At 70.0% G+C, this 14,001-nt stretch carries 17 protein-coding genes and 2 pseudogenes; 10 read left to right on the plus strand and 9 right to left on the minus strand.

The window, feature by feature from the left end:
• Nucleotides 1-4 precede the first annotated feature (4 nt).
• On the minus strand, nucleotides 5-2,968 hold the full coding sequence (locus tag QQS16_RS42560; RefSeq protein WP_286068013.1) for a helix-turn-helix transcriptional regulator: 2,964 nt from the start codon (nucleotides 2,966-2,968) through the stop codon (nucleotides 5-7).
• Between the two features lie 334 nt (nucleotides 2,969-3,302).
• Here QQS16_RS42560 and QQS16_RS42565 point away from each other — a divergent pair, with 334 nt between their 5' ends.
• Nucleotides 3,303-3,473 (plus strand): hypothetical protein, encoded by a 171-nt coding sequence (locus QQS16_RS42565; RefSeq protein WP_286068181.1) that lies wholly within the window; start codon nucleotides 3,303-3,305, stop codon nucleotides 3,471-3,473.
• Between the two features lie 75 nt (nucleotides 3,474-3,548).
• Here the strand turns inward: QQS16_RS42565 and QQS16_RS44225 are convergent.
• Together QQS16_RS44225 and QQS16_RS42575 are read right to left on the minus strand one after the other, a co-directional pair.
• A pseudogene (locus QQS16_RS44225) lies at nucleotides 3,549-4,775 on the minus strand (RNA polymerase sigma factor); the annotation flags it as partial.
• Nucleotides 4,772-5,239 carry a YciI family protein gene (locus QQS16_RS42575; RefSeq protein WP_286068014.1) on the minus strand — a complete coding sequence of 156 codons (468 nt, stop codon included), beginning with the start codon at nucleotides 5,237-5,239 and terminating at the stop codon, nucleotides 4,772-4,774. The gene QQS16_RS42575 and the pseudogene QQS16_RS44225, both read right to left, overlap by 4 nt.
• A 26-nt stretch (nucleotides 5,240-5,265) precedes the next feature.
• Here QQS16_RS42575 and QQS16_RS42580 point away from each other — a divergent pair, with 26 nt between their 5' ends.
• The 3 genes from QQS16_RS42580 (at nucleotide 5,266) to QQS16_RS42590 (ending at nucleotide 6,269) form a co-directional block, all read left to right on the plus strand.
• Nucleotides 5,266-5,613 carry a hypothetical protein gene (locus QQS16_RS42580; RefSeq protein WP_286068016.1) on the plus strand — a complete coding sequence of 116 codons (348 nt, stop codon included), beginning with the start codon at nucleotides 5,266-5,268 and terminating at the stop codon, nucleotides 5,611-5,613.
• Nucleotides 5,614-5,619: 6 nt separating this feature from the next.
• The gene (locus QQS16_RS42585) at nucleotides 5,620-5,802 is read left to right on the plus strand and encodes a DUF8839 family protein (protein WP_286068017.1); all 183 of its coding nucleotides are present in this window, start codon (nucleotides 5,620-5,622) and stop codon (nucleotides 5,800-5,802) included.
• A gap of 86 nt (nucleotides 5,803-5,888) precedes the next feature.
• Nucleotides 5,889-6,269, plus strand: coding sequence for a RapZ C-terminal domain-containing protein (locus tag QQS16_RS42590; RefSeq protein WP_286068018.1), 381 nt, complete (start codon nucleotides 5,889-5,891; stop codon nucleotides 6,267-6,269).
• Here the strand turns inward: QQS16_RS42590 and QQS16_RS42595 are convergent.
• The 5 genes and pseudogenes from QQS16_RS42595 to QQS16_RS42615 all read right to left on the minus strand — a co-directional run.
• Nucleotides 6,196-6,585: pseudogene (locus QQS16_RS42595) on the minus strand (MDR/zinc-dependent alcohol dehydrogenase-like family protein); the annotation flags it as partial. The gene QQS16_RS42590 and the pseudogene QQS16_RS42595 overlap by 74 nt on opposite strands.
• Before the next feature lie 17 nt (nucleotides 6,586-6,602).
• Nucleotides 6,603-7,004, minus strand: a complete 402-nt coding sequence (locus QQS16_RS42600) for a VOC family protein (protein ID WP_286068020.1) — start codon at nucleotides 7,002-7,004, stop codon at nucleotides 6,603-6,605.
• Nucleotides 7,005-7,125: 121 nt separating this feature from the next.
• Nucleotides 7,126-7,557 (minus strand): YybH family protein, encoded by a 432-nt coding sequence (locus tag QQS16_RS42605; RefSeq protein WP_286068022.1) that lies wholly within the window; start codon nucleotides 7,555-7,557, stop codon nucleotides 7,126-7,128.
• A gap of 170 nt (nucleotides 7,558-7,727) precedes the next feature.
• Nucleotides 7,728-8,174 carry a YybH family protein gene (locus QQS16_RS42610; RefSeq protein WP_286068023.1) on the minus strand — a complete coding sequence of 149 codons (447 nt, stop codon included), beginning with the start codon at nucleotides 8,172-8,174 and terminating at the stop codon, nucleotides 7,728-7,730.
• Between the two features lie 154 nt (nucleotides 8,175-8,328).
• The gene (locus tag QQS16_RS42615) at nucleotides 8,329-9,351 is read right to left on the minus strand and encodes an alcohol dehydrogenase catalytic domain-containing protein (protein WP_502963985.1); all 1,023 of its coding nucleotides are present in this window, start codon (nucleotides 9,349-9,351) and stop codon (nucleotides 8,329-8,331) included.
• A 453-nt stretch (nucleotides 9,352-9,804) separates the two neighbouring features.
• On the opposite strand from QQS16_RS42615, the gene QQS16_RS42620 reads away from it, so the two are divergent.
• Genes QQS16_RS42620 through istB form a run of 3 tightly spaced genes read left to right on the plus strand, consistent with a single transcriptional unit; the run spans nucleotide 9,805 to nucleotide 11,491 of the window.
• On the plus strand, nucleotides 9,805-10,566 hold the full coding sequence (locus QQS16_RS42620) for a Mu transposase domain-containing protein (protein ID WP_502963986.1): 762 nt from the start codon (nucleotides 9,805-9,807) through the stop codon (nucleotides 10,564-10,566).
• Nucleotides 10,461-10,730: a hypothetical protein gene (locus tag QQS16_RS44230; RefSeq protein WP_502963987.1), complete on the plus strand. Its 270-nt coding sequence runs from the start codon at nucleotides 10,461-10,463 to the stop codon at nucleotides 10,728-10,730. The genes QQS16_RS42620 and QQS16_RS44230 overlap by 106 nt, the downstream gene beginning before the upstream one ends.
• On the plus strand, nucleotides 10,727-11,491 hold the full coding sequence (istB, locus tag QQS16_RS42625) for an IS21-like element helper ATPase IstB (RefSeq protein WP_286068025.1): 765 nt from the start codon (nucleotides 10,727-10,729) through the stop codon (nucleotides 11,489-11,491). Before QQS16_RS44230 ends, istB begins: the two co-directional genes overlap by 4 nt.
• Here the strand turns inward: istB and QQS16_RS42630 are convergent.
• A complete protein-coding gene (locus tag QQS16_RS42630; protein ID WP_286068026.1) occupies nucleotides 11,488-11,946 on the minus strand; it encodes a nucleotidyltransferase domain-containing protein in 459 nt (152 codons plus the stop codon). The two genes, istB and QQS16_RS42630, sit on opposite strands and share 4 nt — an antisense overlap.
• 382 nt (nucleotides 11,947-12,328) lie before the next feature.
• Between QQS16_RS42630 and QQS16_RS42635 the strand changes: the two genes are divergently transcribed.
• The 3 genes from QQS16_RS42635 (at nucleotide 12,329) to QQS16_RS42645 (ending at nucleotide 13,924) form a co-directional block, all read left to right on the plus strand.
• A complete protein-coding gene (locus QQS16_RS42635; RefSeq protein ID WP_286068172.1) occupies nucleotides 12,329-13,273 on the plus strand; it encodes a DNRLRE domain-containing protein in 945 nt (314 codons plus the stop codon).
• Between the two features lie 88 nt (nucleotides 13,274-13,361).
• A complete protein-coding gene (locus tag QQS16_RS42640) occupies nucleotides 13,362-13,607 on the plus strand; it encodes a hypothetical protein (protein ID WP_286068028.1) in 246 nt (81 codons plus the stop codon).
• Nucleotides 13,604-13,924: a hypothetical protein gene (locus QQS16_RS42645; RefSeq protein WP_286068029.1), complete on the plus strand. Its 321-nt coding sequence runs from the start codon at nucleotides 13,604-13,606 to the stop codon at nucleotides 13,922-13,924. The genes QQS16_RS42640 and QQS16_RS42645 overlap by 4 nt, the downstream gene beginning before the upstream one ends.
• Nucleotides 13,925-14,001: the final 77 nt, after the last annotated feature.

Genomic DNA, 14,001 nt, shown 5'->3' on the forward strand with positions numbered 1-14,001 from the left:
TGGTCTACGGGGCCGCGGGCTTGCGTGATCCACCGAGGTGCTCGGCGAGCTGCCGGCGCGAGCGGATGCCGAGCTTTTGGAAGACGTGGCGCAGGTGGGTCTCCACGGTGGGCAGGCTGATGGTGAGCGCTTCCGCGATCCGCCGGTTGGTCAGGCCCTGGTCGGCGAGGTCGGCAACGCGACGCTCGGCGCCCGTGAGCGCGTCGACCCCGCTGAGCGCCTGCCGTCGGGGCCGCGCACCGATGGCGTGGAGCTCCTCGCGCGCCCGCTGCGCCAGCGCCGTCGCCCCGCAGGACCAGGCGCCGTCCATGCCGCGCTCCAGCGCGGTCCGTGCCTCGGCGCGCCGGCCTTCGCGGCGCAACACGGCGCCCAGCTCGACGAGCGAGCGCGCGTGCTCCAAGCGCGCCGGGGGGTCCTCGAGCACCGCCACCGCTTCCCGCAGCAGGTCCACCCGCTCGTTCGGACTGGCCGTCAGCGCGGCCGCGCGCAGCGCCACCCCGAGCGTTCGCGGCGCGCCGAACACCCGGGCAAGCTCGAGCTCCTCACACGCCAGCCGATGTGCCGCACCAGCATCTGCGGCTGTCAGCGCAAGCGCCGCCTGCGACCGCCAGGGCACGATTCCTGGGGTCACGACCGCGCCCTCCAACCGGGAGCCCAGGGCCAGCAGCTGATCGATCGCCTCCGCCGTGCGTCCCTGGGTGGCCCGCAGCCGGGCGCGCGTGCCGATCAGGAAGGAAAAGAGCAGCAAGGGACTGTCGGCGTCGGCCAGCCCGGTCTCGGTCAGCAGTCGCTCGGCGTCCCCGATTTTCCCGCGTTCGATCAGGGTGTCCACCAGCACGGCGACCGCGATCGGAGCATGCAAGGAGTGAGCCGGCGGCTCGCTGCCGGTCGGCCCGGTCCCCGGATGGAGGTGCGCCGCCTCCAGCGCGGCTCGGGCATCGGCATCGGCCTCGGCCAGCATGCCCAAGCGGTGGAAGAGCATCGAACGGAGCACGGCTGCATTCAGGAACTGTGCGGCCGACCCGTGTCGGCGGGCATCCTCCACCTCGTCGTCGAGCAACCGCCGGGCGAACGAGTGGCCCTCGGCGAAGATCAGCGCCACGAAAATCTGGGCGCTCATCGGTGCACGTGCGAACGCGGGCACCTGATACCGGCCGCGGGCCGCCTCTTCGGCCAGGCGGAGAACCCGTGCGGCCGGCTCGTTGGCGAAGAGCGCCTCGACGGCCGCCAGACTGGAGATGTGGGGAGGGACGGGTTCGCCGGCAAAGGCAGGCGCTACGACCTGGCGGACGCGGTCGCGCAGGCCGCGCGGTGTCGAGAGGTCCACCTGCAGGGCCCCGGCCACGGCTGCCTCCAGGAGCAGTGCGCCCTCGGAGTCCCGCTCAGTGGCGTCGGCAATGAGACCGTCCAGAGCGGGCGCGACCTCGTGCGCGCGGTCCGACCAGACCAGCGCGGTGCGCAGGCGAAACCCGATCTCGATCTTCGCCGCGATGTTGTCGGTGCACTCCAGTGCGGCCCGCAGGTCTTCCGCGGCCGCTGTGAACTGGCCGGCGCTCTGCTCGGCGGCACCGAGCTCGCGCAACAGCTCGGGCCTGGACAGATCGTGTGCAGGCTCCGCGAGTGCCCGCTTGAGGTAGCGCACCGCGAGGTCGGGCGCGCCCTTGCGGGTCGCCGAGCGGGCGGCGTCGAGCAGGATCTCGACGACCTCCGCATCACCGGTCGGCGCAGCTGCCAGCAGGTGCGACGCCACGCGCTCGACCGCGGACCCCTCGTGCCACAGCAGCCGGGCTGCGTCCCGGTGCCCTCGCGCCCGGCGGCGCGGGGGAAGCCGCGCGTAGATCGCCCAGCGCACGAGCGGGTGCACGAATGCCAGGCCATCGGCGCCGCGCAGGATACTCATCGAGACAAGGCCGTCGACGGCGTCGTCGCAGCTTCCCGGATCGAGCCCTGCCAGTCGGGCAGCCTGCACGACATCGGCTCCGTCGCCCAACACCGCCACGGCTGCGGCCAACGCCGTAGCCGACGGCGGCAGGCCCGCCAGACGCAGGTTGATCCACCGCGACACTGTCTCCAGGCCCATCTCGCCGACCTGCTCGACTGCCGCCGAGGTCGGCTGCGCGCCCCGGGCACGCAGGGCGTCGATCAGCTGCGTGAGCAGGAACGGGTTGCCGCCCGTAGTCGTCCGGCAACCACGGACGAACCTCGGGTCGAGGGGCGCTGCCGCGAATGCGTCCTGCAGCAGGGTTTGTACCGCGTCGAGCGTGAACGGTCCCGGCCGGACGACGTCGACCTCCGGGCCCGCGACCAGCTCCGTGAGCAGCAGGCCGTGGGCGCCGGGGTCCTCCGGGCGTACCGCGACCATCAGCAGCACGGGCAGGCCGTGCACGCGCCGAGCCAGATAGCCCAGGAACCGCAGCGACGGCACGTCGGCCCAGTGCGCGTCGTCGACCACCATCAGCAGCGGGGCGCGCGCCGCCAGCTTCGCGGTCAGCCCATAGAGCCCATGCAGCGCGGCGAAGCTGCGATCGCCGCCGCCGACCGGTTCACTGAGACGATCGGCGCGGCCGCCGCCGAGCAGCCACGCGGCGGGAGCGGCAGCTCCCTCGAGCAACACCTCACGCTCCCCGGCCTCCGCGGCGGTCAACACCGTCTCGAACAGCTGCCTGGCGACGCCGAAGGCGAACTCGGTCTCCAACTGCCCGCCGCGTGCGCTGACCACGGCCATGTCGCTCTCCGCCGCAAGCTCCGTCGCAGCCCGCAGCAGCCGCGTCTTGCCGACCCCCGCCGCCCCCTCCAGTACCAGTACCGTGCCCCTGCCGGCCCTCGCCCCTGCGATCGCCGCGCCGATGCGCCGCAGCTCGTCCTCACGCTCAAGCAGCCGGCTCTCGACGCCTGCGCCACCCGCTTCGCCAGGCCGCGCAGGACGAGGACCCACATCAGTGTCTTGCTCGTGGTCAGACGGCTCCACGGTGGCTTTCTCCCGGTTTCCAGGCTGCGAGCCCACCCTCCGGCCACCATCTCGCCCTCCTGGCGCCCTCCTGCCGCTGCACGCTGCCAGATGCTGCTCCCTTGTCCCCATCAGGCTCACACGGGTGGGGCTGTCGCGCATCGGGGACCCGGGCCGCCAGCTATGTGGTGCTCGTTCTGAAGGATGTCCGGAAGTTCTCCGTCTTCCCCGTCGCCGCGATCGACGATCCGGTGCTGCCAGAGGTGCTGGCGGAGCTGGCGGCGGCGCGGGCGGATGAGATAGACGCCGACACCGTCAACCGGGAGCTGTCCATCGCGCGCAAGACGATCGACTGGTGGCAGCGCCAGGGCTCGAATGCGATCCGACGATCGGCATCGAGCGGCGGCCGGCACCGCCGGACCGCACCGCGGGCTCCCCGCCGGAGAACATCACCACCTCCGCCTCGCCCTCGGACTCCACGAACACGTCGAGCATCCCCGCGCACTGCTCGTGGGTGATGGAGTAGCCGTCGGGCTGGTGCCTGGAGTCGGCGAGGTAGATCGGGCAGTCCACGCGTTGCCCACGCAGGGTTGGTCTCCAGATCGGTGACACGCCCGGTGAGGAACGCCCGCTCGGCCTCGTTGCCGGTCAGCTCCAGCGCCTGCCGGTACGCGGCCGCCGCCTCGTCCGTACGGCCGAGTCGCTGCAAGCAGGTCCGCCTTGATCGCAGGCAGGTACTGGTACCGGGAGAGCCGGCCGTCCTGCTCCAGCGCCTCGACCTGCGCCAGCGCGGCCGCCGGTCCTTGCGCCATCGACACCGGCACGGTCCGGTTCAGCGCGACAGCTGGTGAGGGCCAGAGCGACAGCAGCCTGTCGTAAAGTGCCACGATCTGTGGCCAGTCCGTCTCCTCGTACGTCGGCGCCTCGGCGTACAGCGAGGCGATCGCTGCCTGCAGCAGGTAGCGCCCCGCGCGGCCGCCGCGCAGCCCGGCCACGATCAGCTCATGCGCCTCGGCCAGCGCGGCACGGTCCCACAGCGAGCGGTCCTGCTCCTGAAGCCGCAGCAGCCGACCGTCGGCGCCAGTCCGGGTTGCGCGCCGGGCGTCCGTGACCAGGCACAGCACTAGCAGCCCGCGGACCTCGGGCTCGTCGGGCATGAGATCCCGCAGCGTGCGTGCCAGGTGCAGCACGCGGTCGGCCAGGTCGGTGCGCATGAGTGCAGGGCCCGAGGGGCGGTGTGTCCGGCGGTGAACAACAGGTGGAGCACGCCGAGCACGGCCGTCAGCCGGTCCAGCAGCTCCGCCGGGCGCGGCACCCGGTAGGGGATGCGGGCGGCGGAGATCTTCTTCTTCGCCCGGGTGATCCGGGCGGCCATCGTCTGTTCCGTCACCAGCAGCACCCGGGCGACGTCGGGTGTCGGCAGCCCGCACACCAGCCGCAGCGTGAGCGCGAGTTGCGCCTCCTGCGCGAGCGCGGGATGGCAGCAGGTGAAGATCAGCCGCAGCCGTTCGTCGGGTACGACATCCTCCGGGTCCACGGCCTCTTCGGGCTCCACCAGCAGCGGCAGCTTCGAACGGAACATCCGCTCGCGGCGGATCGCGTCCATCGCCCGGCGCTTGGCCGCGGTGGTGAGCCATGCCGCGGGGTTGCCCGGGATCCCGTCGCGTTCCCAGGCTGGCAGTGCCGCGGCGTACGCCTCCTGTACGCACTCCTCGGCCAGGTCCAGGTCCAGGTCGCGGGCGACGCGCACCGTCGCGGCGAGCACGAAGTCCCGCTCGCGCCGGTGCGCGTCGGCGACCGCCTGTCCTGCGTCCGTCGCAGCCGTCATCGGGCGATGGGCGCGATGCCGCCTGCGACGGGCCGCACCTCGACACCGCCGCGGCCCCACTGGGCGGCAGGGTTACGACGCGCCAGCTCCAGGGCGGCGTCCAGGTCGGGAGCCTCGATGATGCAGATGCCGGCGATGACTTCCTTGGAGTCGATGAAGGGGCCGTCGGTGACCACGTCGCCGCGCAGTGAGGTGGCGGTGTCGGTGGACTGCAGCGCGTACGCCGTGATCATGGCGCCGGAGTCGATGAGGTCGTCGGCGTGCCGCTTGCTCGCCGCCTGCTGCTCGGGGGTGTAGTCGTCGGCCGCGGCGTTGTCGAAGATGAGTTCGCGTACTGGGCCACGATGGGTCGCCTTGGCTGTGCCTCTGGTCGGTACACCTCTACGTCGGACGGGCGACGCGAATTCGACAGACCGTACGCGAACTTTCTTCAGGTGCACCCGGGCCAGCTCCGACCTGAACACAAGAACTTGACAGGGAAGACGACGCCGTGGACGACGTGATCTGGTCCTGCACCACCAGCAAGCCCGGGATCGTGCACGAGCTGCTCACCGAGATCCAGCCCGGCGACCTGCTGCACGTCTCCGGCGTCCTCATCCAGCCCCACAACGCGGCGGAGCCTGCCCGGCTCACCGTCGACGCCCTGGAGGTCCTGGCCACCGCACCGGCCCGCGCCCTCCAGGAGACGGTCCTCGACAGGTATGGCGACTACGTCGTGGTGTTCGACCCCGACACCGGCGCCGTGCCTCACCGCTCTCGGGCAGTGGGTCGGCGAGGCGAAGAGCCCCGACACCATCGGCACGCTGATCGAGTTCCACGAGCGCGTGAACGGCGGTGACGCCTGATGGGCACCGTCGCCACGCCGACCCGCACCGTCCTCGAGCGATTCCCCGCCGGAGCCCCCCGCGGCTCGTGGCCGGCGGAAGAGTATGCGGCCGCCCAGCGCGCCCTGGGCACGGACGCACGGGTGGTGATGGACCTGGGCAGCGACCAGTTCCTCGTGGTCACCGACACCATCCCGCAGTAACACCAACCCGGAGCGCCGCGCCCGACCTCACCGGCCGGGCGCGGCGCTCCGTCATATCTCACCACCGAGCAGAAGGGCACCCCTTCGTGCATCCGATCAGCCTGATCTTCTTCGGCTACCTGCACCTGCCCACCGACCCGGACGGCCAGCCCGTCCCGCCCGCCGCCGACCGGATCGAGGACGTCCGTGACCGGCTCCGCGACCCGGCCGCCGCCCGCGACATCCTCGACCTGGACGGCTTCCACCCCCGCGTCCAGGCCGTCGTCCTGAACACCCCCGGCGCCCGCGAGTTGCTCGCCAACCTCGCCGACTACGCTGACCTGCCCGCCGGTCCCAGCCGCATCGCGATCGGTTGTTCAGGAGGCCGGCACCGTGCATGCGGCCTCCGTGGCCACCGCCGGCGTCGACGTGGTCGTGGGCCTTGGCGATGTCGTCCAGCGGGTGACGGGCACCGACGACGACGGTGAGGGCGCCGACGGCGGCGGCGGAGGTGAGGTCGCGGGCGGCCTGGCGCTTGGCCTCGACGGGGAAGTCGTCGCTGCCGAGCAGCCGCAGGGTGACGTTGTTGAACAGCAGAGGACAGAAGGGGATTTCGGTGCGGTCCGAGCGGGTGGCGTAGGCGGCGATGACGGTGTTGTTGGCGGCGACGGCGTTGTCGAGATCGGCGTTGTCGGACAGCGCGACCTCGATGATCCGGTCGACGCCCCGTGGCGCGTACGAGCGAATGGCCGCGGCGGGGTCGCCGGTGTCCAGGGCGACGGCGTGGGAGACGACGGCCGGGTCAGGGGCAGTCGTGCGAGTCAGGCGGTGCCGGACGGGCGGACGTCGCGTTCGCAGACGGCGAGAACGTTGCCGGAGGGGTCGTAGAACCAGGCGAACCAGGGGCCCTTGGCGCGGTAGATCCCGTCCGAGTCGATCTTGATGGAGGTTCCCTCGTAGTGCTCGAATTCCACGCCGCGCCGGGTGAGGTCCGCGACAGCGATGGGGAGGTCGGGGACGACGATGTTGAGGATGGTGAATCGTGCGGGCTGGTGCTTGGGGTGGGCGTACGCGACGGTGTACGCGCCGCCGGGGAGATGGATGAAGAGCATTCCGTCCCGGTCTTCGATACGCAGGCCAAGTACGTCCTGGTAGAAGGTGCGGGTCGATTCCAGGTCGTTCACGGTGAAGGAGCTGTAGGCATCCGTCGCGGTGTCGGTCATCAGGGGGCCTTACGTTCGGTCGTCCGACGGTGGTTCAGGTGCGTCGGTGTCGCGGGGCGTGTCTCTGAGCTGTTGCCGGTGGTGGAGTCGCTCGGTGATAGCCCTCTCGTAACCGTCGCGGTCAAGAAGCGACCCTTTCGGTCACGGTCTGGGAGAAGGCCCAGTGGGAGTGCGCGATGCGCCACTGGTCGCCGATGAGGCGGTATCCGTGGCAGGCGTTCCAGGCGCGCTTCTGCCGCTCCTCGCCGTTCTCGTCGAGTTCGAAGGTGTGCAGGTTGTACGCGAGGACGGCGAAGGTTCCTTCGTCGCTGACGTGCACCTGCGGGTTGATGTAATCGCTGCGCACGATGTGCGGGTTCTTGTAGATGGAGTTGATCCAGGCGATGACGTTGTCCCGGCCGACCAAGATGCTTTCCAGGATCGGGTCGAAGTAGCTGACCTCGTCTTCGAACGCGTCGAGGTAGCCGGTGTTGTCGCCGACGCTCCACCGCTCGTTGAAGGACTTCTCCAGCTCGATGATGGTCTTGCTGATGTCTTCCTTGTTGACGCTCATGGCGTTTCCTCTCGTGTGAGCCGCGGTCGGCCGGTTCCGGCCTGACCGGCGAGTTGGGGGGCCTTGTCGGTTGGATGTGTGAGTCGGTCGTCGAGCAGCACGACGTGCTTGCCCGGCGTCGTGCCGGCCTCAGCGGCGGGGTGTGCTGCTCCGCAGCGCACCGCGGGGCGCTACCTCCCGATGCTGCGCCCGAGGTTGTAGCGGGCCCATGCGTCGCGCAGGGACAAGTGCCCGTGCTTCAGCAGCCACTGGCCGTCGGCCTTCCGGAATATGAGCGACATGTTCCACGTCAGGAACTCCTTCTCCTCGCCGTTGTCGTCCCGCCGGTACGTGGTGAAGTTGAAGACCAGCAGGACCTCGTCATCGCTGAGAGGGCGGGCGGTCTCGTTCTGGTACTCCTGCCGGCTGAGGCCCCCGCCCGCACCCGAATGGAGGCGCTCGAAGTGCCCACGCACGGCTTCACGGCCGACGACGAGGTACTCGGTGAACGGGTCGAAGTAGGTGACGTCCTCGGCCAGCGCGTCCATGTAGCCGGCCGGGTCGCCGCTGGTCCAGCGCCACTGGATCTGCTGCTCGAAGTCGACGAGCGTCTGGATTTCCTCGGGCGTGAGGGCCATGACATGTTCCTTTCTGAGAGATCTCCGGGGTGATCCTGGGGGGTCTTCAGCGGTCCTTCTGAGGCATCTGTCCTCGGCCACAACCGCAGGAGGGGCGGCTCCTTCGGTGAGGACAGTGCGGGGTGGAAGAGCCGGTTCTCCGGGGGCCGGGCGGTCAGTGATCCAGGACGACGACGTGCTTGCCCGGTGTGGCACCGGATTCGAGGTCGGCCTGGGCGTCGCGGACCTGTTCCAGACCGTGGTAGACCTTCGCGACCGGGACCATGAGGCGCCCCTCCGCGATGGCCTGGAGCTGGTGGGCGAAGGCCTCGGCCGGGAGGTCGGCGGCCTGGCCGCCGTAGGAGGTCAGCCGCACCCCGAACGGGATCATGAACGGAGTGAAGTCCGGGATGGACCACTGGCCCGCCAGGGCTCCGGTGAAGCAGACCGTGCCGTGGAGGCGGACGGTGCGCAGGGTGTCGGCGAGGACCGAGCAGCCCACCAGTTCAAGGGCGGCATCGACGCCGTCCGGGAACAGCTCGCGCACCTGGTCGGCGAGGGTGCCGCTGTCGACGAGGGGGTGGTCGACGCCCGCCGCCCGCAGTTCCCCGGCCCTCACCTCGCTGCGGGTGGTGGAGATGACGGTGGCGCCGAGGTCCTTCGCGATGGTGGCCGCGCTCAGCCCGACCGTGGAGGTACCGCCGCGGATCAGCAGCGTCTGCCCGGCCTTCAGGTCCAGGCCACGGGTCAGCGATCCGTAGGCGGTCTGGAACATCTCCGGCAGCGCACCGACCACGTCCCACGGCAGGCCGGTCTCGAACGGGATGACCTGCGCGGCGGGGACGGTGACGTACTGGGCGTACGCGCCGTCGTACGAGCGGCCCATGCCGCCCATCATCGTGGCCACCTGCTGTCCCGGCCGCAGCCCGCTGTCCTCGTCGGCCTCATCGACCACGCCGACGCCCTCGATGCCGGGCACCCGCGGGTAGGTGACCACCGCGTCCGACTCGCCCTTGCGGGTGGTGACCTCGGACTCATTGACGCCGAACGCCTTGACCTTGATCCGCACCCAGCCGGGCTTGCGGACGGGCACCGGGACGTCCTTGATCTCCAGTGCCTCCAGGCCGCCGGGCCGGGTGACGACGACGGCCCTCATCGTCGCCGGTGCGGCGGCATCGGCTGCTGTGGAGTGGCTCATGTCGTACTCCTTGTTCCAGCGGGGTTCAGGTCTCCGCGCGGTGCTTCGGCTGCTCGATCGCGGTGACGTTCCCCATCGTTTCCCGGGAGCCGACAAAACGTCCGGCGGGCAGCGGTCACCTGGTGGTCAGCAGGTGACACTTCCATGCTTCTCTTCTTCTCGTAGCCCGGGCCGCAGGGGGAGGGCCGGGTGGCCCGGGGGCTGCCATCGGTGGGCCCGGAGGACCTTGGGAAAACAGCCCGAGCAGGCACCGCATGGGGCGGCGGCACGGGTGAGCTGCCGTCGAGGCCGAGGGGCAGCGGTGCGGCAAACAGCTGAAGGGCCGGCCTCGGTAGGCCGGACTGAAAGCCAGAGGGCCGTGCGCGGCCCGGTGTTCGTCACTCACCGCAAGCCCGGCCCCGGCAAGCGCCGACATGGTGGTCAGCCCGCGCGGCGCCCGTCCTCCGACAGCAGATGTCCCGGCACTCCAACAAGTCGTACGCCGAACTCGCCTCCTACTACGGCACGTTGGTGGACCCGGCTCGCGCCGCGAAGCCGAAGGACAAGCCCCGGGTGGAGCGGACCATGCCCTACGTCCGCGACTCGTTCTGGAGCGGGCGGACGTTCACCTCGCTGGAGCACATGCAGGCCGAGGCCCTGACCTGGGCGAGAAACGTTGCCGGTCAGCGGCAGTGCCGGCCACTGGAGGGGGCCAGGCCGATGGCGGTCTTCGAGGCGGTGGAGGCCAACGCCCTCCTGCCGCTGCCGGAGACACCGTTCGTGCTGGCCAGGTGGTCGACCGCGACGGTCGGCCCGGACATCCACATCAAGGTCGGCCGCACCCTCTACTCGGTGCCCTGGAAGCTGATCGGCCGCCGTGTCGACGTCCGCTCCGCCGCCACCATCGTCCAGATCTTCCACGAAGGCGAGCTGGTCAAGACCCACGCCGCCCTCGAGCAGGGCAAGTGCACCGACAAAAACGACTACCCGCCCGAGAAGATCGCCTTCCAGATGAAGACGCCGATCTGGTGCCGCAGCCAAGCCTCCCAGGTCGGCGACGCCTGCCGCGAGGTGATCGACCAACTGTTGGAGGTCAACGCCCCCTCTACCGGCTCCGGGCCTCCCAGGGAGTGCTCGGCCTGCGCAAGAAGTACGGCGACACACGCCTGGAGGCCCCCTGCCGCAAGGCGATCACGGTCGGCGACCCGTCCTACCGCACCGTCAAGGGCATCCTGATCGCCGGTACCGAGACCGACCCGGAACCCGAGACCGGCGACGCCGGAGCCGCGGCCTTCCTGCACGGGCCCGAGGGCCTGTTCACCGCCACCATCCCCACCCAGATGCCGGGCAATGTCCACGACGACCAGGACCGCGGTGACGCCGAGGAGGCCGCCCGATGAGCGTGATGACCACCGCCCTGCGCGACTCGCTCAAGACCCTGCGGCTGTCCGGGATGCTCGAAACCCTCGACGCCCGCATCACCCAGGCCCAGGGCGGCGAACTCGGGCACCTCGACTTCCTCCAGGTCCTCTGCCATGACGAGATCACCCGCCGCGAGTCCGTCGCTCTCGAACGCCGCCTGCGCAAGGCGAAGTTCGAGCAGCATGCCACCTTGGAGGGCTTCGACCTCAACGCTTCCCCGAAGCTGCCGGCCGCCCAGATCCGCGATCTGGCGGCCCTGCGCTGGCTCCACTCCGGCGAGTCCGTCATTTTGTTCGGGCCCGTCGGCGTCGGCAAGACCCACGTCGCCCAGGCCCTCGGCCACCAAGCCGTCAGCCAGGGCGCGAACGTCCGCTTCACCAAGACGAGCCGCATCCTCGCCGAGCTCGCCGGCGGCCACGCGGACCGCACCTGGGACAAGCGCATGCGCGAACTCATCCGCCCCGACCTGCTCATCCTCGACGACTTCGCCATGCGCCAGCTGACCGCACCCCAGGCCGACGACCTCTACGAACTCGTCTCCGAGCGGCAGGGCCGGTCCCTGGTCATCACCAGCAACCAGGCACCCAGCGACTGGTATCCCCTCTTCCCCAACCCGGTCGTCGCCGAGTCCCTGCTGGACCGGCTGATCAACGCCAGCCACCAGGTCATCATGAACGGCCTCAGCTACCGGCCCAACAAGCGGCCCAAGGGCCCCACCGACAAGCCGCCGGTCAGTTAGCAGGCGGCGAGAAGGTCGGCAAGGATACCTGCCGGGTCGTGCAACACCCGGGCACCGTCGGTGACGACACGACGCGTCCCATGATCGACGGGATTTGTCTTTGCCCAGGTCGGAGAGCCGATGCCCAGCTCGACTTCCAGGCCGGAGGCCGTGGAATAGCGTCGTTCTGTGATCGGTCCCCACGGCTGGGTGCGGATCAGTTCGCCCAAGCCGAGTTCCACGGCCCAGCCATCCTCACGGAGATATCGGGACTCGTCCGTGGTGAGCAGGACGACGTCGATGTCCGAGTCCGGTCGCGCGGCGTTGCGGGCGCACGATCCCACCAAGAGCAGGCCGACGATGTCTTCGCGGCCCCTCGCCCAGCGTGTGATCCGGTCGATGACCTCGTTGATCTCAGCGACGCGCTCCGGCGACAGTGCGGTCGAAAGGTGCACTGGCTGATCGTCGCGATGCACCTCGAATGTCCCTCACCGAATAGCCGGCACCGACATCGGACAGCTTCTCAGGCCGGCGCCGCGACAGCCACCACCGGCGCTGGCAGAGGCCACGATGGCGGCAGGCCCAAGCCGACGGACTCGCTCCCCATCATGCAATGCAACGGCCCACGGCCTGGGGAATTACGTGACCACAGCGGTGGGGAATTGCGTGACCGTCGACAGGCCTGCCCCGCCCGCCGCGCGCCCGCGTCTCCCGGCACCGACGGGCTGTCTGATCGAACTGGGTCCCTGACGGCCCTGGGTGCCGTCAAGCGCCTAACGAGAGGGCGGCCAGGCTGGCCGCCGTCCTGCAGGGCCACCCGGTTGAGGTGCTCAATGCGCGTACCGAGTCGGCCACAACCTGGGCCAATCCTCCAAGGCCCGCTCCTACGTAAAGTTCGACGTAGCCAAGTACGCGGGTAAGCATGTCCTCAGCGCCAGTCTGCGGCTGCACTCCTACTGGTCCTCCACCTGCGGCACGGATGGTTCTGGCGTCGAGGTGCGCAGGATCACGGAGAACTGGGATCCCAGCGCGGTGACGTGGGGCGACCAGCCGGCGACCGCGACGACTGGTGCCGTCATCTCCAAGGATGCCTACGGTTACAGCTCGGCCTGTCCGGCCAACTTCATGCGCTGGAACGTCACGGGAATCGCCCAGGCCTGGGCCGGCGGCGAGGCCAACTATGGCCCGCAGGTCCGCGCCGTGAACGAGCAGGATTCCAAGAGCTGGCGCCGGATCCGCTCCGCCAACTACGTCGATGGGGCCCAAGGCCCGACTGAGCCGGCCCCGTCGATCACCTACAACACCAAGCCGGAAGCGGCCTCGCCAGTGAGCCCGGTGGCCGACACGGTCACCGCCGACACGACGCCGACGCTCCAAGCCAAAGCCACGGATGCCGACGGCAACACGGTGCGCCTCAGCTTCGAGGTCTGGAATGCCGCAGGCACCACGAAAGTCGCATCCGGCACGTCGGCATATGTGGCCTCCGGAACGGTCGGCAGTTGGACGCCGTCCGCCCTGGCCACCGGCTCCTACAAGTGGCGGGCCACCTCGTACGACGGCGCGGACTGGCACGGCACCTGGTCCAGCTGGCGCACTCTGACCGTGGACCCGACCGTCCCGGCGGCACCCATCATCACGTCGACGACGTATCTGGCCGATGGCCTGTGGCATGGGACGCGGGCAACGCAGGACCGTTTACGCTCGCCGACCCGACTGGCAAGGCGACCACTGCCGAGTACCGCCTCGACGAGGGCGCGACACAAACCGCCCCCCTCACCTCCGGCAAGACCGACGTCTCCCTGACGCCCGCGACACGTGGCACCCACACGCTGACTGCCGGGTCAGGAGTGCCGCTGGCGTCTGGTCCGACTGGGCTATGTACACATTCCGTGTGGGCAAGCTCGCCGGGACGCTCACGGTCCCGTTCGTCAACGAGATCGCCGAGACCCACTTCGCCGGCCTCCTGCACCCCGACAACGGGCTCGAGGAGACTGAGGAAGTCTCCGACGAGATCCCGGACGAGGACGACACACCCGCTGGCTACGTCGAGCCGGAGGACCCGGAGAAGACGGAAACCGAGGACTCCCAGGCCAGACGGCGACGACCGAGTTGCCCGCGTCCTCCGACGGCACAGTGACCGGCAACAGCGCCGACGGCGCGGCCCAAACCCTGATCGACCTCCCGGCCGCCTCATCGTCGGTCGCGGAGCTGAGTGACACCGGTTTGGTGATCTACGCCAATACACAGAAGGACGCCGACACCATCGCCGTCCGCGACACCGAGAGCCGGGTCGAACTTTTCCACCTGCTGCGCAGCGCCGATGCGCCGCGCACCTTCACCTACAAGGTCAACCTGCAGCCGGGACAGGAGATATCGGCCGTCTCCGACAACACGCTGATGATCGCGGACAGTCAGAGCGACCAGGCCATGGTGATCCGGGAGTTCGCGGTCTGATCCGACGGGGGTGGCCGGTGGGATGACCGCGACGGACGAGGTCGGCTGCGGCGCCCGGCGCGCCGGGGCTCTCGTCG

The organism is Streptomyces sp. ALI-76-A (genome assembly GCF_030287445.1).
In the GTDB taxonomy this organism is placed as follows: domain Bacteria; phylum Actinomycetota; class Actinomycetes; order Streptomycetales; family Streptomycetaceae; genus Streptomyces.